At 62.5% G+C, this 18,533-nt stretch carries 16 protein-coding genes; 8 read left to right on the top strand and 8 right to left on the bottom strand.

What is annotated here, in order from left to right; all coding sequences use genetic code 11:
- Positions 1-397: 397 nt before the first annotated feature.
- Positions 398-3,019: a calcium-binding protein gene (locus ACEWPL_RS14575; protein WP_393931927.1), complete on the top strand. Its 2,622-nt coding sequence runs from the start codon at positions 398-400 to the stop codon at positions 3,017-3,019.
- Between the two features lie 52 nt (positions 3,020-3,071).
- Here ACEWPL_RS14575 and ACEWPL_RS14570 read toward each other — a convergent pair whose 3' ends face one another.
- Both ACEWPL_RS14570 and ACEWPL_RS14565 read right to left on the bottom strand, forming a co-directional pair.
- The gene (locus tag ACEWPL_RS14570; protein ID WP_393931929.1) at positions 3,072-3,596 is read right to left on the bottom strand and encodes a universal stress protein; all 525 of its coding nucleotides are present in this window, start codon (positions 3,594-3,596) and stop codon (positions 3,072-3,074) included.
- Entirely contained in the window at positions 3,580-4,353 is a 774-nt protein-coding gene (locus tag ACEWPL_RS14565; protein ID WP_393931931.1) for a ZIP family metal transporter, read from the bottom strand. The genes ACEWPL_RS14570 and ACEWPL_RS14565 overlap by 17 nt, the downstream gene beginning before the upstream one ends.
- Positions 4,354-4,634: 281 nt before the next feature.
- On the opposite strand from ACEWPL_RS14565, the gene ACEWPL_RS14560 reads away from it, so the two are divergent.
- A complete protein-coding gene (locus ACEWPL_RS14560; RefSeq protein ID WP_393931933.1) occupies positions 4,635-5,489 on the top strand; it encodes a universal stress protein in 855 nt (284 codons plus the stop codon).
- A gap of 25 nt (positions 5,490-5,514) precedes the next feature.
- Here ACEWPL_RS14560 and ACEWPL_RS14555 read toward each other — a convergent pair whose 3' ends face one another.
- From ACEWPL_RS14555 to ACEWPL_RS14540, 4 genes are all read right to left on the bottom strand, one after another.
- Complete coding sequence (locus ACEWPL_RS14555; RefSeq protein WP_393931935.1) at positions 5,515-5,715, bottom strand: hypothetical protein; 201 nt, start codon at positions 5,713-5,715, stop codon at positions 5,515-5,517.
- 177 nt (positions 5,716-5,892) lie between these two features.
- Positions 5,893-6,162, bottom strand: a complete 270-nt coding sequence (locus ACEWPL_RS14550; RefSeq protein WP_393931937.1) for a hypothetical protein — start codon at positions 6,160-6,162, stop codon at positions 5,893-5,895.
- A 6-nt stretch (positions 6,163-6,168) separates the two neighbouring features.
- Positions 6,169-8,877, bottom strand: a complete 2,709-nt coding sequence (locus ACEWPL_RS14545; protein WP_393931939.1) for a cation-translocating P-type ATPase — start codon at positions 8,875-8,877, stop codon at positions 6,169-6,171.
- Positions 8,878-9,075: 198 nt separating this feature from the next.
- Entirely contained in the window at positions 9,076-9,342 is a 267-nt protein-coding gene (locus ACEWPL_RS14540; protein WP_393931942.1) for a hypothetical protein, read from the bottom strand.
- Between the two features lie 228 nt (positions 9,343-9,570).
- On the opposite strand from ACEWPL_RS14540, the gene ACEWPL_RS14535 reads away from it, so the two are divergent.
- From ACEWPL_RS14535 to ACEWPL_RS14520, 4 genes are all read left to right on the top strand, one after another.
- Entirely contained in the window at positions 9,571-12,210 is a 2,640-nt protein-coding gene (locus ACEWPL_RS14535; RefSeq protein WP_393931945.1) for an erythromycin esterase family protein, read from the top strand.
- A 125-nt stretch (positions 12,211-12,335) separates the two neighbouring features.
- The gene (locus tag ACEWPL_RS14530) at positions 12,336-13,487 is read left to right on the top strand and encodes a site-2 protease family protein (RefSeq protein WP_393931947.1); all 1,152 of its coding nucleotides are present in this window, start codon (positions 12,336-12,338) and stop codon (positions 13,485-13,487) included.
- A gap of 127 nt (positions 13,488-13,614) precedes the next feature.
- Positions 13,615-14,034: a CBS domain-containing protein gene (locus tag ACEWPL_RS14525; protein ID WP_393931949.1), complete on the top strand. Its 420-nt coding sequence runs from the start codon at positions 13,615-13,617 to the stop codon at positions 14,032-14,034.
- A 10-nt stretch (positions 14,035-14,044) separates the two neighbouring features.
- Positions 14,045-14,494 (top strand): host attachment protein, encoded by a 450-nt coding sequence (locus ACEWPL_RS14520; protein WP_393931951.1) that lies wholly within the window; start codon positions 14,045-14,047, stop codon positions 14,492-14,494.
- 21 nt (positions 14,495-14,515) lie between these two features.
- Here ACEWPL_RS14520 and ACEWPL_RS14515 read toward each other — a convergent pair whose 3' ends face one another.
- Positions 14,516-14,926, bottom strand: a complete 411-nt coding sequence (locus ACEWPL_RS14515; protein ID WP_393931953.1) for a c-type cytochrome — start codon at positions 14,924-14,926, stop codon at positions 14,516-14,518.
- Between the two features lie 281 nt (positions 14,927-15,207).
- On the opposite strand from ACEWPL_RS14515, the gene ACEWPL_RS14510 reads away from it, so the two are divergent.
- Positions 15,208-15,726: an Hsp20/alpha crystallin family protein gene (locus tag ACEWPL_RS14510; protein ID WP_393931955.1), complete on the top strand. Its 519-nt coding sequence runs from the start codon at positions 15,208-15,210 to the stop codon at positions 15,724-15,726.
- A gap of 160 nt (positions 15,727-15,886) precedes the next feature.
- On the top strand, positions 15,887-16,597 hold the full coding sequence (locus tag ACEWPL_RS14505) for a response regulator transcription factor (RefSeq protein WP_393931957.1): 711 nt from the start codon (positions 15,887-15,889) through the stop codon (positions 16,595-16,597).
- Here the strand turns inward: ACEWPL_RS14505 and ACEWPL_RS14500 are convergent.
- On the bottom strand, positions 16,572-18,509 hold the full coding sequence (locus tag ACEWPL_RS14500) for a hybrid sensor histidine kinase/response regulator (RefSeq protein ID WP_393931959.1): 1,938 nt from the start codon (positions 18,507-18,509) through the stop codon (positions 16,572-16,574). The two genes, ACEWPL_RS14505 and ACEWPL_RS14500, sit on opposite strands and share 26 nt — an antisense overlap.
- Positions 18,510-18,533: the final 24 nt, after the last annotated feature.

The raw sequence follows: 18,533 nt of genomic DNA, 5'->3' as shown, positions 1-18,533 counted from the left end.
TTGACCTCGCGGCCTGATCAGGCCCAAATCCGCATGCTCGGAGAACGCCGCTGGAGAATTTCCACCAGAATCGAGACACAACCACCAGTGCTTCGCCGAAGTGAATATCTTGAGATTGATCGAGACCGATCCACGCTTTGCAAGCTGTAGCTGCGCTTGTGTCCAAGCGCGTCAGACAGTGCCGTTGACTGGCGCGATATGCAGAGCGTTCCGCGTTTCGATTTCGAAAGACCGAAACTGGACTAATGAAGAAGGAACGACATGCTCTCGATCGATCGCACTCCCGGCCTACCCCCGGCACATCGCGTCGAATCAGCAGACCACGCTGCCCCACCAGTTTCCCGAACGTTTGGAAATCAGGCCGCCTGCGGCGCTGATGAAAGGAAGGAAGTACACGATGGCCACACCAATAAATCCTGGGACTGAACAAGACTGGGACCAACCGCTCAACACTGATCCGCTCTATCGGACCACGCATGTCTTCAGCACGAAAGACATTGTGGGTACCTTCGACGGCCTGACCCAGGGCGACGTGCAAGAGGGCGATGCGCCGGTTATCGATTTCTCCTCCGACCCCAAGGTCACCAAGGAGGGTGTCGATCTCTTCCCGATCAACAGTGAATTCGGCTGGAACGTCACCGACTTTTCGGGTGCGACCGAGAAGGAGTTCAGCGATGGCCTGTTTGAGGAGGGCTGGGCCGGCGATCTGTTTGGCGAAGGCGGCGACCAGATCGGCCTCGTTGTATCGGACGCACCGACGGATACCTACAAGACCCCGGCCGTGTTGGGGACCTGGCTTTCCGGGATTGGCGGGAATACCGTCAAAGCGTCGACCGAGCATTACTCGGTCATGCAGAACGTGCTGTCGGACCAGAAATTTCCCGAGGATCCGGACGCGGTTTACGGCCTTGATGACGACCTGATCCTACTCAGCCAGAACGAGGCTTGGAACGGCGTCAAGGTTGCCGAGCTTCTGTCGGATCCGGAAGGATATGGCGTGATCGACAAGAACGACGACGGCGTCTTCGACCTCTCGGACCTGCTCAATCCCAACGAGACAACGATCGAATACGACATCGCGTATGGCGAAGACTACTCGGTCACGATGAAAGACGACGGCAAGCTCCTCTATCGCTGGGGGAATACCGTCAAGCGCCCCAACGATATCCGGATCGACGCCGAATTGGAGGCCCCCGACGAGTGGAGCACGCCCGATGACAACGGCCTTTTGCCGCTCTTCCGTGTGACCTCGGCCGAACTGGTTCTGCATCATACCATCACCAACAACCCGAACGATCAGGTCCGCCCCGAGGGCCTGGAGAACGAGGCCGCCATCGGAACGCTTCCCAGCTATGAGGAGCTGCCGGACGGCACTTGGGTGAGCACAGCGGACTTCTATGCCGGCGACGGCACGCTCTACCCCGCTGGCACGGTCCTCAAGGATCCCTCGATCCCGAGTACTGTCGAGGGCACGATGATCGACCAGATCGGCGCGACCTCGGTCGATCTCGAGGAGGGTTTTACCAACGCCTGGTACACGACGCAGGACCGCGAGCCGTTTGAGCCGGTACTCAACGAGGACGGCGAATACGTGGTTGGCCCGCGCTGGCGTCTGCAGGCCGACAAGTATGGTCAGGACCTGCCCAGCGTTGTCATCCCGACTGACCCGAGCGATCCGCTACCTACCACCCAGGACGAGGAAAAATACGAGGTCGGCGCCGAGACGCAGACGGTTCTAAACCTGCTCGACTGGGAAACCGCGGTTTCGCCCCTGTCGATCAGCGCAGGTTGGCAGAACCTGGCCGGGACGGCGGCCGAAGGCCTGGAACTGACCGGAAACCTGGACTTTTCGTTTTACGTCAAGGGCGACACCAAGCCGGCCACGCTCTACAGCGCCGAGTTGCTGATGGATTATGAAGAGATCCAGATCCTTGCTGAGGGCGCAAGCTTCATTGGTGGCGCCGAGGATGATTACATCGCGGGCCAAGGCAACAACACTCTGACCGGTGGCGCTGGCAGCGACTTCTTCATCCTGTCCTATGGTGACAGCGTCGACAGCGGCACGATCCAGTCGAACACGATCAGCGATTTCGAGGTCGGTTTCGACATGCTTGGCCTGATCGGCCTCGGGGCGGATAATGTGACGCTCGATACGGTCATGTCGCAGACCAACATCACCCAGACGGTTGATGGTGACGATCTGGTAATTTCGGTCGGCGGCTACCAGATTGCCGTGCTCGAGGGCGTCGCCGAAGCACTGGGCGCCGAAAGCTTCATGACCGCAACCCAAAGCGTCACCGAAGGGCCGGTGGAGATCATCGGAACCGAAGGCGATGACGATCTTGAAGGCACCGAGGGCGCCGACTCGATCGACGCACTGGGCGGCAATGACAAGGTGCTTGGCCTTGGCGGCTCTGACACGATCTACGGTGGCGAAGGCGAGGACACGATCAACGGCGGCAGCGAAGACGACTTCATCTTTGCCGAGGCCGATAACGATACGGTCTATGCCGGTGTGGGCGATGACAGCGTCGACGGTGGTACCGGCGATGACGCCATCTACGGCATGGAGGGCAACGACAGCCTCCTCGGTGGCGCTGGCAATGACACGATCGCTGGCCAGGATGGGGACGACGTTCTCACCGGAAACAGCGGCTCTGATGTCATGTTCGGAGGCGAGGGCGAGGATTTCCTCAATGGCGGCTATGGCAATGACAGGCTGAATGGCGGTACCGAGGCTGATACGTTCTTCCACCTTGGCGCGGCCGGACACGGAACCGATTGGGTGCAGGACTACAACGCCGCAGAGGATGACATCCTGTTCTTTGGCAATGCTGCTGCATCGGCATCGGACTTCGTGGTGAATTCCGGAAATTCCGGATCGGGGGACGGCGCGATCAACGAGGCGTTTGTCGTCTACCAGGGCGCGGTCATCTGGGCGCTTGTCGACGGCATGGGACAGGACGAGATCAACCTGCGTATCGCCGGAAGCGAAGACGTCTTCGACCTGCTCGCCTGAGCCAAGACCTGCCCTACCGGCGAGCAATCGCCGGTAGGGTTATCCGACACGCTTAGCGCCCAAACGACACCCCGCGACATGACCGAACCATCACGACCGTGCAGCTCGCGTGAGTGTTCAACTTATGCGCCACGCTGCCCATCAACAGGCTGCGCACGCGGCCAAGGCCGCGGTGACCGACCATGATCATGTCGGCCCCGGTTTCCTCGGTCATCTTCAGAATCCCATCGGCCGGATCATCGTCCACCGTCCGGGCGCCCACCTTCGCGACGCCGAGGTCTTTGGCGCGGTCAGCCGCACATTTGACGATCTCTTCGCCAATCAGGGTGATCGCCCGCTCCGTTTCCGAGGACGGATCGAATCTGCTGAAGATATTGCGGTCCCCCGCCTGCCTCATCATGTCAAAATCAGACTTCAACGCCGATTGGACGGAGTCCCGCAGGCAGGGCCGGCTTTTGACCGTGGTGAAGGCACCCCTCGGCACCGGGAGGCACAGCACAACGGCAATATTTCGGTTGAGGGCACAGGCTTCCCAGCGGGGCTCACCGCACCGCACACCCTCAGCCGAAGACGACATCCATGAACATCATCACGACGACCCCTGCCATCAGGCCCGCAGTCGCCCCCTTATGATGCCCGTGGCGATGCGTCTCGGGGATGATCTCGTTGCTGATCACGTAGAGCATGGCCCCCGCCGCGAAGGTCAGCCCCCAGGGCAAGAGAATCTCCGACGCGCTGATCGCGAGGACGCCGAGCAGGCCGGCCACAGGCTCGACCAGGCCAGTGGCGGCCGCGACGAGGAAGGCAAAGCCGCTCTTGTACCCTTCGCTGCGCAGCGCAAGCGCGACTGCCAGACCTTCGGGCGCGTTTTGCAGTCCGATCCCAAGTGCAAGCGTCGTCGCGGCGCCCATATCTCCGCCGCCAAAGCCGACGCCAACGGCAAGCCCCTCGGGGATGTTGTGGAGAGTAATCGCAATCACGAAAAGCCATATTTTTCTAACGGACGCGGCCTTGGGCCCTTCCAGCCCCGAGACGAAATGCCGATGCGGCACCCGCTCGTTCAGCAGATAGATCGCACCCGCCCCAAGGAGGATTCCGCCCACCGCAATCAGCCCCGGAATGACTCCCTCGCCGTATTGTGCGCCGGCGATATCGAGGCCCGGGATGATGAGGGAGAAATAGGATGCCGAGAGCATGATCCCGGCCGCGAAACCCAAAAGGATATCATTCGCCCGGCGCGAAACCGTCCGTCCGACCAAGATGGGCAGCGCCCCGACCGCGGTCATCAGGCCCGCGGCAAGACTGCCCAGAAATCCAAGCACGATGACATTCATTCAGGCACCTCGGCCACTTTGTCTAAGGTTTCCGGCGCCCGGAATCGGGCATTCCCTCCCTGATAAGGCCCGGCGCCGGCATGATGTTCCCGGACCATCCGCCAAGACCTGCCCAGGTGCAAGTCCGCCTCGCGCTTGACGTTCCGTATCCGGGCAGACCCAAGCCGCTCAGGCGTTGATGTTGATCAACTCGCCGTCTGCCTCTTCGTAGTAACGTAGCCCTGATGCCTCTATGATGAAGACGAGGGCAGCATATCGACCATGCTTCAGGGGATCAGACCATGAAAAACGCCAGTATTCTTGTGCTCGTCGGCGGGAGCGCGCAAGGCGCGGACCTTGATCCGGTCCTAAAGACGGCTGCCGCCGATGGAACGCATCTATCGCTTCTCGTGCTGGAGGCGCAGCACCGCCCGCAGGTCTATACCGACGGAGTGGGTTTCTATGGCATGCCCAAGCTGCCGAAAAACTGGCAGAAAGAGATCGAGAACGCGCAGGCCGAACTGACGGACAAGGCGAAGACGCTGGAAAAGCGTATCTCGGACGCGGGCGTGAATTGCGATATCGACATTCTCGGATGCGATCAGGCGGCGTTGCCGGCGATCATCGGACGGCATGCGTCGACATTCGACGCGGTGATCATATCGAACGATCTGCGCGATCAGGACAACACCTTTGGCAACGCCGTCCACGGCGTTCTCTTTCAATCCTCGACCGCGGTGATCCTGAACCCCGGCGCCGCGCCCAAGGCGCTGAGACCCGAACGCGTCTTCATCTCGTGGGATACCAGCATTCCGGCGGCGCGGGCCGTTCATGCGGCGCTGCCGCTACTGACCGGGGCCGAGGAGGTGACGGTAGGGATTTTCGACCCTGTGGAGTCGGCGGATCGGTTCGGGGAAAATCCCGGGTCCGATGTGGCAAGATGGCTTAGCCATCATGGCTGCCATGTGACCGTTCAGAGCTACCCAAGCGGGGGCGCCGAAATCGGCGAGCGCATCCGCGCGCGCTCGGCCGAGATGGGCGCCGATCTGGTGGTGATGGGCGCTTTTGGCCATTCGCGGATGCGGCAGGCCGTCTTTGGCGGCACAACGCGGTCAGTGGTCGAGCAGACGGAGTTTCCTGTCCTCCTCGCACACTGAGCAAAGTGGCGGACGGGTCCGCCCTCTAGCGCTTGATCATTTCCAGCATCGCATCCAGCGGGCGGGTGTTCAGCACATCGCCCGCCTCAAGCCAGCCGCGCCCGGCCTGCCCCACGATCCGGTCATCCCTGTCGCAAAGGCCATACTCGTTCAACTTCCAGCCATTGCCGGTCGCCCGACGGCTAAGCGCGATGTTATGCGCTTTCGAGCCGGTGAAATGGAGCAATCGCTTACCTCATCCACCACCCGCAGATCGACGCTCAGCCCCGAGCGCAGGATCACCGTGGACCGGATGGAACCCCGGCTGACGATGTCATCAACCTCGCCATAGCGGGTGAAGGCCTGCGTGACATCATTCCCGCGCTTCGCCGTCGCCAGAATATCGAGATCGCCCACGGTGTCGTTACCGCGTCGGAAACTGCTCCAGCGCGCCGATATTGACCAGCTCCGCGATCTGGCCCGCCAGATCGTCACCGATGCCGGGCCATTCGGACAGATCCTGCCCGTCCGCGATCATTCCGGCCAGGTCCTGCGGCAGACCGGCCAGCGTGCCCGCCGGAAGGCGATAGGCGCGCAAGTGAAACCGGTTCGCGCGCTCAATTTCAAGAAGGTCGGCCTTTTTGCGGAAAACCTCCGCGATTTCAGCGTTATGCAGCGGCGTTTTCGCACCCATGAATGCTCAATGCGCGCGCTCCTCAGGATGCCCAGAGGCGGCAAGAGCCGCGATGCCCTGCCCCAGAACGTATTGCAGAAGGCTCATGCCAAAGGCGAACGCCAGCCCCATGCGGCCGGGATCGGGCAGCTTCAGCACCTCCGACAGGCCCGGCAGCCACAGCGCCGCCGCTATCAGACCAAGGCAAAGCACAAGCGCGCCCCAGACATAGGGGTTCCGCGTCACTTCATTGACAATCAGGCTGCTGCCGGCTTTGCGCATGTTGAACACGTTCCACAATTGTGCCAGCGCCAGCGTCAGGAATGACACCGTGACCGCAGGTCCGATCTCCAGCCGCAGCCAGAAAAGCGCCAGCGCAAAGGCGCCCAGCGTGAGCGCCGTGATCAGCGCGCCAAGCCCCCCGATCAGTACCCATTGGTCGCGCGCAACAATCCCTTCGGCGGGATCACGCGGGGGCCGGTTCATCACGGCCGCATCCCCGCGCCCGAGGCCCAGCGCGAAGGCCGGGAAGACATCCGTCACGAGGTTCAGAAACAGGATCTGCAGCGGCAGAAGCGGAGCCGGGAGGCCCATCCCCACGGCCAGTCCCACCACCAGGATCTCGCTGACATTGCAGGACATCAGGTAGACGACGAAGGACCGGATGTTCCCGAAGATTACCCGCCCCTGCCGCATTGCCGAGATGATGGTGGCAAACTTGTCGTCTTTCAGCACCATATCCGCCGCCTCGCGGGCGACCTCGGTGCCGCGCTGGCCCATGGCAATGCCGATATCGGCCTTCTTGAGCGCAGGCGCATCGTTGACGCCGTCGCCCGTCATGGCAACGATCTCGCCGCATCGCTGAAAGAACGCGGCAAGCTTCAGCTTGGTCTCGGGCTGAACGCGGGCGAAAACGTGAGTCGCTCTGATTGCCCGGCCCTCATCGCTGTCGCAGGTGATGGCATCCAGATCGGCCAGATCGCCCTCTTCCAGTACTGCAATCTCGCCATTCCCCAGCCCGGCGCGCGCGGCGATCGTCACCGCGGTATCAGCATGATCGCCGGTCATCATGACCACCTCCACGCCCGCCCGGCGCGCGGCGCCGATCGCATCTGGTATATCGGCGCGGATAGGATCCAGCAGGCACACCAAGCCCGCCAGGGTGAGATCGCCGTATGGATCGGTGCTATCGCTGCGGGCGGTTTTCCAAGCCAGGCCCAGAAGGCGTAACCCCTCGCGCGCCGCCGCCTCGGACCGCTCTTGCCATTCGGCGCGTGCAGCGTCGTCCATCGGCTGGGTCCGGCCGTCCTTGGCCATCACTTTGCTGCAACATGCCAGCACCGCCTCTGGGGCGCCCTTGACCGCCAGAAACGCCTCACCGTCGTTCTCATGGATCGTGGCCATCATCTTTTTCGTCGGATCGAAGGGGGACTGGCCGGTCTGCGAATACTCCCGCTCCAGATCCTCGCGCAACATGCCCGCCGATCTGGCGGCGAGCAAAAGCGCCTGTTCCATCGGATCTCCGTTGGCCGCGCCCTCGCCCGCCCCCAAGTCAAGCGTCGCGGTGTTGCAAAGCGCGCCGATCCTCAGGCACTGCTCCAGCGCACCACTCTCGCTCACCGCGACACGCTCTCCGTTCAGGGCGAAACGCGTATCCTGGCCCTCCGCCTCAAGCAGGATATCGCCCTCTGGCAGCAGGTATCGCTCGGCGGTCATGCGGTTTTCGGTCAGGGTGCCGGTCTTGTCGGTCAAAATGATCGTCGTGGCGCCCAGCGTCTCGACCGATGGCATGTTCGAGATCAGGGCATTGCGGGCCGCCATGCGCCACATGCCGCGCGCCAGCGTCAAGGTGGCAACAACCGGCAGCCCCTCTGGCACCGCCGCCACAGCCAGCGCCACGCCGGTCTCGATCATGTCGCTCAGCGCATGCCCTCGCAGCACGCCAAGGACGGTCGTGAACGCCGCAAGCCCCAAAGTCAGCCACACCAGTCGGTGGCCCAGCCGGTCAAGGCGGCGCTCCAGCGGCGCGGCTTCGCCCTTGGCCGATTGCGCCAGATCGCTGATCCGGCCCAGCTCGGTCTGCATGCCGGTGCTCACCGCCACCGCCTCGGCCCGCCCGCGCGTGACCGAGCTGCCCTTGAAGGCCATGTTCACGCGATCAGCCAACGGCGTGTCCGGGTCCAGGCTGTCTGCATTTTTGACCACCGGCACCGACTCGCCGGTCAGCACGCTTTCGTCGCAGTGCAGATCGGCGACCTCGATCAGACGCACATCGGCGGTGACCACGTCGCCTTCTTCGATCAGGACGATATCGCCCGGTACAAGCTCCTGCGCATCCACCGTTTGCTCGGCACCGTCCCGGCGTACCCGCGTGCGGACCCGCGCAATCCGGCGCAGGGCCGTCATCGATTTTTCGGCGCGCAGCTCCGTGAAGAACCCGATCGCGGAATTGATGATCAGCACAACGATGATCGCGCCCGCCTCGACCAGATCCCCCAGCCACAGCGAAAACCCCGCGCCGACAACCAGAAGCCAGACGATAACGCTCTTGAACTGGTGCAGAAGGATCGACAGGGCGCTCTTTCCCTTGGCCTGCCGCAACTCGTTGCGCCCGAATTTCTTGCGCCTTGCAAGGACCTCGCTGGCCGATAGCCCGGCCTCGGGCGCCGTCCCTGCCCCAGCAAGAACCTCTTCGGCCTCCGCAGCGAAGGCCTGCATCTGCAGATCGGTCCCCATCACTCTTCCCTCAAGTCTTTCCCTGCTGCGTTCTTTTTAGCGCTTTACTAAGCCACGCCGCGCCTTTCGCACGCAAACGATCCGATATCATGTTCATGTAAATGGAAAAAAGACTGAGCGGGGTGCAATCCGGATTGGATCAAGACTGTGCAGCACGTGAGCAGCGGTTCATTGCACTGAGCGCTCCAGCCCAGATTGTCACGCTTTGCCATCGATTCTCCAGATTTGCCTGAGCTCCGTGACACGTCTGCATGGCATCCTGAAGTAGTGACCGATTTCGACATCAGACATACCAAGATCGGCAAGCGCCTCCAGACACCGTTTGGGCGTCGGACCCAGAACATGCATGTATTTTTGCAATTCAGGTGTCAGATCATCACGCTCCGGCGTGACGCGCGGGGGGATTGAATAGCCTCCCGGCGCAAATTTCCAGACGATGTGTTTGCCACCTGTCTTCTCTCCCATGTCGAATTTCTCACCCCCAGCCGAAGATGCACACGCATCGTCAGTGTAGCAAAAGATACACCCGGCCATTGATTTCAATCAAAGTGCCTGGCTTGCGCCCCGTGAATCGGCAGGTCTTGGCTGACATTGGGGCCATCATGGGCTGCATCCCGCGCGGGCTGCCGCGTTCGCCGCCGTGATTGAGAAAAATCAACCTCTTCGATTCCGCGTATCGTTAGGGTTGTGGCCATGGACAAACTCGCCCGCATATTCAAGGACCGCTCCGATGCCGGACAGAAGCTTGCCCGGCTGCTGATGGAATTGGAACTGGACGATCCGCTGATCTATGCCCTGCCCCGCGGCGGCGTGCCCGTGGCCGCGGAGGTCGCGAAGGCCCTGAGGGCCCCGCTTGACCTGCTTCTGGTCCGCAAGATCGGCGCGCCCGGCAATCCCGAGGTCGCCCTTGGCGCGCTGGTAGAGGGCGGAGGAGAGCAGATCGTCATCAATGAGGATATCCGCCGGCTGTCCGGCGCGAATGACGCCTATGTTGCGCGGGCGGTTGCCGATCAGCGGGCCGAGTTGGAACGGCGCAAGGCGCTCTATCTTGGTGATCGGACGCGTCTGGTGCCGAAGGGCCGAACCGTGGTCGTCGTCGATGACGGGCTCGCGACCGGCGCCACGATGAAAGCGGCCCTGATCGGGTTCAAACGCCTTGGTCCGGCCCGGATCATCGTGGCGCTGCCCGTCGCGCCGACATCCGCCTTGCAGGAGATCTACGATCAGGCCGACGATATCATCTGCGTGCATCCCGTCTCGGAGTTTCGCGGCGTGGGCGCGTTCTACAAGGACTTTCACCAGCTCTCGGACGAGGAGACGGTTGCGCTGCTGAACACGGCCCAGCTTGGCCCTGCCCCGGAGGCGCACCCTCACTACCGGCGTCAGGTGGCCATCCCACCGCTCGGCCTTGCCGGCGATCTGACCGTGCCCCACAACCCCCGTGGCATCATCCTCTTTGCCCACGGAAACGGATCCAGCCGCCTCAGCCCCCGGAACACCTATGTGGCCGACAAGCTCGACAACGAGGGCTTTGCCACGCTTCTCTTCGATTTGCTGACTCCGGAAGAGGATAAGGAGCGCCGCGAGGTCATCGGCACCCCGATCCTGGCGGATCGCATCGTCGAGGCAGCCATCTGGATCGCTTCCGAGCCTGATCTGGACGAGTTGCCCCTTGGCCTTTTCGGATCCAGCATGGGCGCCGCTGCCGCGCTGATGAGTGCGGCGGAGTTGAGGGGGCGGGTCGGCGCCGTGGTGTCACGTGGTGGCCGCCCGGATCTGGCGGCAGACTACCTGCCCCAGGTGCAGGCCGCGACCTTGCTGATCGTTGGCGGCGAAGACCATGATGTCATCCGGCTGAACAAGCAGGCGCGGACGGTGCTGACCTGCCCGAAACAGCTTGAGATCGTGCCAGGTGCGGGGCATCTGTTCGAAGAGCCGGGCGCGCTCGATGCCGTCACCGGGCACACAACCGATTGGTTCAAGGCGCATCTGCGCGCTCCAAAGGCCACAAGACCGGCACCGGGACCCCTGACCGGGGAGGAGCGCAAGACCCTGAAGGCCGCCGCCGAGCGCTTGCCGCCGATCAATGATGCCGCGTTCGCATCGGCCTTTGACCGCTTCGCTTCCAAGCGCGTCGTGCTACTGGGCGAGGCCTCGCATGGAACATCCGAATTCTACGCCGCTCGCGCCGCCATAACCCGCCGGCTTGTCGAAGAGCATGGCTTTTCTATCGTGGCGGTCGAGGCCGACTGGCCGGACGCCGCAACCATCGACCGGCACATACGCCAGAAACCTTCCGAGGCGATGTCCGGCACGGCCTTTGCCCGCTTTCCCACATGGATGTGGCGCAACACCGATTTTGACGCCTTCATTCGCTTTCTGGCGCAGCACAACCGCGCCAGATCGATGGAAGAGCGCGTCGCCTTCTACGGGCTGGACCTCTACAACATGAACGCCTCGATGGCGGCGGTCCTGTCCTATCTCGACCAGACGGACGATCATGCAGCGGCAGTGGCGCGCGAGCGCTACGGCTGTCTTGCCCCTTGGGCGCGCGACCCCGCCGCCTATGGGCGGGCGGCGCTGACCCATGGCTTTTCGCTTTGCGAAAAGGCCGTGACGCAGATCCTTGTCGATCTTCTCAAAAAGCAGCTGGAGTATAACAGCAAGGATGGCGACCAGTTCTTTGACGCGGCCCAGAACGCCCGGCTCGTTGCCAGTGCCGAGCGCTATTACCGCGTGATGTATCACGGCTCGGCCCTGTCATGGAACCTGCGCGACCAGCACATGTTTCAGACGCTGCGCCAGATCCTGGACCATGCCGGGCCGGACAAGAAGGCGGTGGTCTGGGCGCATAATTCGCATATCGGCGACGCGCGCCATACGGATATGGGCCGCAGCCGGGGCGAGTTGAATATCGGCCAGCTCTGCCGCGAAGAATACGGCGACACGGCAGCGCTGATCGGCTTTGGAACAGCGTCGGGCACCGTTGCGGCGGCCTCCGAATGGGACGCGCCGATGGAGGTCAAGACCATCCGGTCCCCGCTGCCCGGCAGCTACGAGGAAATCTGCCATGCACTGGATCTCGAGCGGTTCCTCTGGGACTTCAACAAGGACCAGACTGACGCCTTCCGAAACCTCCTCTCGCGCGAAAGGCTGGAGCGCTATATCGGCGTGATCTACCGGCCCGAAAGCGAACGGGCGAGCCATTACAGCCCGGCCAATCTGGCCGAGCAATATGACGCCTTCGTCTGGTTCGATCGCAGCCGGGCCGTCACCCCGCTGGCCACGCTGAGCAACGTGGCCGAGGATGAAACCTACCCGTTCGGCCTGTGACGGCAGCTATGGGGCCCGGCACGGCCAATCCCTGTATTGACCTTCATCAATTCCAGACGGTCGCAATGCGCTTTTATGGCGGCCATACCCGCGCCTAGACGGCGCACAGGAAACGGGAGAGGTCCATGTGGGGGAATGCCGTTCGGATCGCACGCATCAGCGGCTTTGACATCAAGATTGATGCCAGTTGGCTCGTTATCGCCGCGCTGATCGTCTGGAGCCTTTCGACCTCTTATTTCCCCACAGTCCTGCCGGACGCCACCAGCGGCACGCGCGTCACGCTGGCCGTCATCGCGATGCTGGGCCTTTTCGCGTCGCTCATCCTGCATGAGTTGTCCCATGCCGAGGTCGCAAGGCGGTTCGATCTGCATATTTCCGGCATCACCCTCTTTCTCTTCGGGGGCGTCGCGGAACTGAAATCCGAGCCGGCCGACGGGACCAGCGAATTCTGGATCGCCATTGCCGGCCCCATCGCCAGCCTGTGCATCGCGGCCACCTTCTGGACCGGCGCATGGATCACCGAGATCGCGGGAATGCCCCGGACGGTCGTCCTGCTGCTGTCTTATCTGGCCAGTCTCAATCTGATCCTGGCCGTGTTCAACCTGCTCCCGGCCTTTCCGATGGATGGCGGGCGCGTCCTGCGAGCGTGGCTCTGGACGCGGTCGGGCGATCTGCTGGGTGCGACCCGGCGCGCGACCCATGTCTCGGCAATCTTCGCCTACGGGTTCATGGCCCTTGGGCTATATGCGGTTTTCTCGGGCGCGGTTGGGGTCGGGCTCTGGCCCATTCTCATCGGCCTCTTCGTGCTTGCCACCTCGCGCGCCGCGCTTGTGCAGCTCGAGAGCAAGACGGCGCTGGAGGGGCGGACAGTGGCCGACCTGATGACGCGCGATCCGTGGACGGCGCATCCTGATCACACGCTTGCGCATCTGGTGGACGATATTTTCCTGGAGCATGGCATCAGCTTCGCCCCGGTGGTGGAGAATGGCGCGCTGCTTGGCTATGTGGATTTTCAGCTGGTTCGGGGCGTCGACCGGACACTCTGGCCCCGCACGACCGTCAACGATATTTTCGAGCCTGCGGCGCCCGAAAACACCGTTGCCCCGACAGTGCCCGGAGCCAAGCTGATGTCCGTCATCACCAAGACCGGCCGGCGGAAGTTCCTTGTCGTCGACAAGCGTCACCTTGTGGGGGTGATCACCCTTTCGGATATCTTCGCGTATCTTGGCGTCTTTCGCGAGCTCTCCGGCCCGTCCCACCACGGCAAAGCGGACTGACCCGGCGTCGCTGCCGCTCACACGCCACTGCGCTTCTCTAATCGTCCGCCCCGCGCCGGTTGACCACCATCAATGCGCGCAGAGCGAAATCGCGCTATGCTGAGGCGACCTTTTTCAGGAGGACATCATGAAAATAAGCGATGCAATGCATGGCCCGGCAGAATGGGTCGAGGTCGACACGCCGGTCAGCGAGATTGCCGCGCGCATGGCCAAGGAAGATATCGGCGCAGTCATGGTCGGCCAGAATGACAAGCTGGTCGGGATGATCACCGACCGCGATCTTGCCCTACGCGTTGTGGCCAAAGGGCTGGACGCAAAGAGCCTGAAAGCCGAGGAGGTGATGAGCAAGGGCGTCATCTATTGCCGCACCGAGGAGACGGTGGAAGATGCCATTCACCTCATGGATCAGAAGAAGATCCGGCGCCTGCCCGTGCTCGACGATGACAAGCGGATGGTCGGAATGCTCAGCCTTGGCGACGTGGCGCATTCGGTCCCTCTCCAGCTTGCCGGAGAACTGACTCGTGCGGTCGCCGGCCACCACAAGTAGGCGAAGGGCGATGCAACCCGTACGCATCTGGTATGTGATTCTGAATACGACCCGAGCGCGCATATTGAGATCCCTGCCCGGACCAACCGAGAGGATCCCGGCCGAGGTATCAATACAGGGCCGCAGCCTGAACCCTGGCGGCGCCATCGTGGAGCGCGCCGAGATCGGCCCCGCGGCGCATGGCGGCAGCGGACGCTTTGCGAATGGCAGCGAGCCGGAATTGTTGAGGAGTGAGGCCCGCACCTTCGTGCGCGAAGTCCTGAGTTATCTGGAACAGCAAAAAGACGCAGACGGGTTCGACGGGCTTGTGGTCATCTGCCCTACTGAAACCATCGGCCTCTGGCGCGCGGAGATATCCGGCGATCTGCAAGGCTCCGTGCGCCGTGAATTCAACAAGAATCTCGTGCGGTTTTCGTCGCGCGAACTCGTGGCGGCCATCCGCGCCCTGCTTTCTGGCTGAGACGCCAGCAGTCAGGCGCGGCTATTTCTGAATTGTCCGTAGATATTCCGCAATGGACAGAATGCGCCCTCTGATCAGCGTATGCGCCGCGCCGGCCATCCCGTATTCCGGCTGAAGCTCGTTGCGAAACTTCTCGCCATAAAGTGGCATCGGGTCCTCATGCGCGCGCAGCTTGATGCGCCCGTCGATGATATCGATGACGCGCAGCATTGGAAACTCGCCGCCATTGCGCTCGCTCAGCGTCGTCAGGTCGGGCACCTCGATGCTCAGCCAATCGGCCAGGTTGCCATCGCCCGTGCCTGCGCCGCCATGACAGGTGGCGCAGGTCTGATCGTAGAATCGCTGTCCCCAGGACCCGTCTTCGGCCAGCGCGGGGTTGGCAAGCAGTGCCGATCCGATCAGGAGGGCGATCTTTCGAAATGCATGTTTCACGTCGGATCCTTAATCTATGCGCACATCGGTTTCCCACTGGATAACGCAGACACCCGGCACCCACATTGACACTCGTCAACTCGCGCGCCGCGCCGCCGGAAGATTGACGATAATCAATGCCGAGGGGTGGCGACTCGGACATGATCAGATCGTTCGCGATTGTCCCACTCTTTGCAAGATGCAGTGATCTGCCTGTCACCGGACACTGCGGAAAATGCCCTTGGCCGTACTGCCGATCGCGGCGCCAGCCAGCGGCGTCATGTCAAAAAGGAGAAACGTAAATGCCCAAGGAATCCACCAATGTCCCCGTCAAGCGCACAAGCGGCCCAGCGTCCCGTGGCCTACGCCCTTGGGCTGGGTTCGACAGCCTTCGCGATGAGATGGACCGGCTGTTCGACGCTTTCGAGCCCAGCCTGTGGTTCGACCGCAGCCCGGCCCGATCCGAACGCGAGGGCGGGGCCTTCGCACTCTACCCGGCGATGGACCTGACCGAGACCGAGAAGGGCTATACGATCACCGCCGAGATTCCCGGCATGGACCCTGAAGCGGTGCATGTGAAGACAAGCAACGGCGCGCTCGTGATCAGCGGCGAAAAAACGGAGGAGCGGAAAGAGGAAGATGCCAGCCATCACCTCAGCGAACGCCGCTGGGGCAGCTTCCAGCGCTCGATCCGCCTGCCGGAGAATGCCGATCATGACAAGATCGACGCCCATTTTTCGAAAGGTGTGCTGACGGTTCAGGTGCCGAAATCCAAGGCGGCTCTGGATTCCGAGAAGGCGATCAAGGTCAAAGCCGGCTGATCCGGTCTTGACATCCGCATGACCGCGCCATGCGGATGCCGCCTGTGGTAAATCGCGGGGGCTAAAACGGCGGGCCCAAAAGTATCTGCATGAATTTGATATGTCGTTCATTTCTGCTTTAACATCTGTGCAGTTGACCGAGATATGAGACTGATCCGATATGGCCCCTGCCTCCGTCCTTGTCGTCGAAGACGATCCCGAAGTCAGAAAAACGCTGCGCCTTGGTTTGACATCCCAGGGGTGGCAGGTTTTCGAGGCGTGGGACCGCGCCTCGATGCTCGATTGCATGCGCGACCATGACGTCACCCTCGTCACCCTTGATCTCAATCTGGGCGAAGAGGACGGGCTGAAGCTTGCCCGCGAGCTGCGCGGCCAGCGCAACATTCCCGTCGTCATGATCTCGGGCCGGAGCGAGCCCTATGACCGCGTGCGGGGGCTGGAATGCGGCGCGGATGACTACATCGTCAAACCGTTTCACATCCGGGAAGTCATCCTGAGGCTGGAAAAGACGCTGAAGCTCTATCGCTCGGCGGTCCAGGCGCCCTCCAAGGTCATGTTCAATCACAGCGAGCTGGACCTGACGCGCAAGACGGCCCGGCATCTCGACGGCAGCACGCTGGACCTGACGGCGATGGAGCTGCAATTGCTGGAGCTTTTCGTAAGCCATCCGGGCCGCGTTTTGAGCCGGGACGAGATTTCCAACGCATTATACGGGCGCGACTGGTCCCCCTGCGACAGGTCCATCGACGGCCATGTCGCACGCCTGCGCCGCAAGATCGAAACGCCGGACGAGGAAATGCTGATCCGCTCGGTGCGCGGGGTCGGCTACGTCTTCAGCGCTGAGGTCACTCCTGTATCTCAGGAGGCCTGAGCGCGCGCTCCACCGCCTGCGCCAGTACCGCCATCGAGTAGGGCTTTTTCAGTAGTTCCGAAACGGGCCCGGCGTCCGTCTGCAGCGCGCCGCGGATCGAGCTGTGGCCGGAGGTCAGCAGGACCGCGACGTGTGGATAATGCCGCGCGACCTCGCCCACCAGATCATAGCCCGAGATCCCGCCCGGCATGACCACGTCGGAAAACACCAGGTCCACCGGCTCGCCCTCGGCCAGCAATTGCAACGCGCCCGAGCCGTCGGCGGATTCGATCACCGCATAACCAAGCGCCTCCAGGCGCTTCAGCGTCGCTTCGCGGACCATGTCGTCATCCTCGACGACAAGGATAAGCTCGCCATTCCCGAGCGGCATATCGCGCTGCTTGATCCCTTGCGAAGATGAGCATTCGGCGATCGGCAGAAAGAGCGATACCTTGGTCCCCTGCTCGGGCTCGGATTCGATCGCGATGAATCCATCCGCCCGCGCAACCGAAGCCGCGACGCTGGTCAGTCCAAGTCCCGTGCCCAATGTCGGCGGCTTGCTGGTAAAGAAAGGCTCGCGCGCCTTGCGGATATCCGCCGCAGTCATGCCAATACCCTGATCCGAGACGCTGAGTTCCAGAAAACGGCCCGGCTTTCCGTCCTCATGGGTCTCGGCCGCCTTCTCGCTGATGTCGACGGTGCGGGTCGCGATGACAATCTCGCCTCCGTCCGGCTGCGCGTCGCGCGCATTGAGGACGAGGTTCAGGATGGCGCCGTCCAGCTCGGACGGGTTCATACGGATGCACTGGTGCTCTGCGCCGGGCCGAAAATGCAGGGCCGCACGTTCGTTCAGCAGCCGTTCCAGCATGGCCCATGTCTTGAGAATGTGGTCGTCCAGCCGGATCAGCGGCGGCACCGTGTCTTTTTGACCCGACAGGCTGAGCAGCTTCTTGTTGAAATCCCCGCCCATCTCAGCCGAGTCGATCGCGGATTGCAGCAGATCACTGGTCACCCGGTCCGAAACCCGCAGCGCCGCCAACTCCAGATTGGCGAGGATCACGGAAAGCAGGTTATTGAAATCATGCGCGATGATGCCCGCGATCCGCCCCACCGTCTCCAGCCGCTGCGAGCGGGCCAGCGACATCTGCAGCTCGCTGCGCTCGGTGTCATCGATCAGGACCCCGACAAAGCGCTCCGGCTTTTTCGCGCCATCCGGCCCTGAAAACATGACGCGCCCGATCAGCTGCATGTCGCGCTTCTGGTCCTCGACGGTCGGCCTGACATCAGACTTGAAAAACCCGTCACCGCCGGGGTCTAGCGCGCGGCGCCGCGCCTCGCGGAAAGCCTCTGGGTCCGACGGGCTCAGCAGCTCGATCCAGCGATCCAGATCGGTCGGAACGGCATCCTCGGCCAGGCCAATCAGTTTCCGGAAAGTCTCGCTGGCTGCGCCTTCACCGGTCTCCAGATCCCGCTCCACAAGGCCGACGCCTACCGCGTCGATCATCAGGCGCAACCGCGTTTCGCTATCCTTGCACCGCGCTTCAGCGGCCTTCTGGGCGCTGATATCCTCAAAGAAGACGGCGCTTCCCACGATATCGCCATTGGCACCCGCAACCGGCCGGACGCGCCACCGCTCCCATGTGGGGCATCCGCCCTCATGCGTGATGGCCTCCTCATCGCAGGACACCTCTTCACCCCCGACTGCACGCTGATGGGCATCCCGCAGCCACTTGGGCAGGCGCAAAGGTCGGCCCTGCTGGGTATCCGGACCCTTCGGCCCGTGGCGATCCACCCACAGCTTCGACCCCGCGACATACCGCATGTCGCGATCAAACATGGCCAGAGCAACCGGCGCATCGGAAATGAACAGGGAAAGACGCGCGTCGATACAGTCGGCATGCGGCCGCTGGCCCTCGTCTGACGTGTCGCTCATGGTCGTCCCCTCCCCGGACCACGC

Origin of the sequence: Roseovarius roseus (assembly GCF_043355935.2) — a bacterium.
In the GTDB taxonomy this organism is placed as follows: Bacteria; Pseudomonadota; Alphaproteobacteria; order Rhodobacterales; family Rhodobacteraceae; genus Roseovarius; species Roseovarius roseus.
The sequence above is the reverse complement of the archived record's forward strand: the minus strand, read 5'-3'. Positions and strand labels throughout refer to the sequence as shown.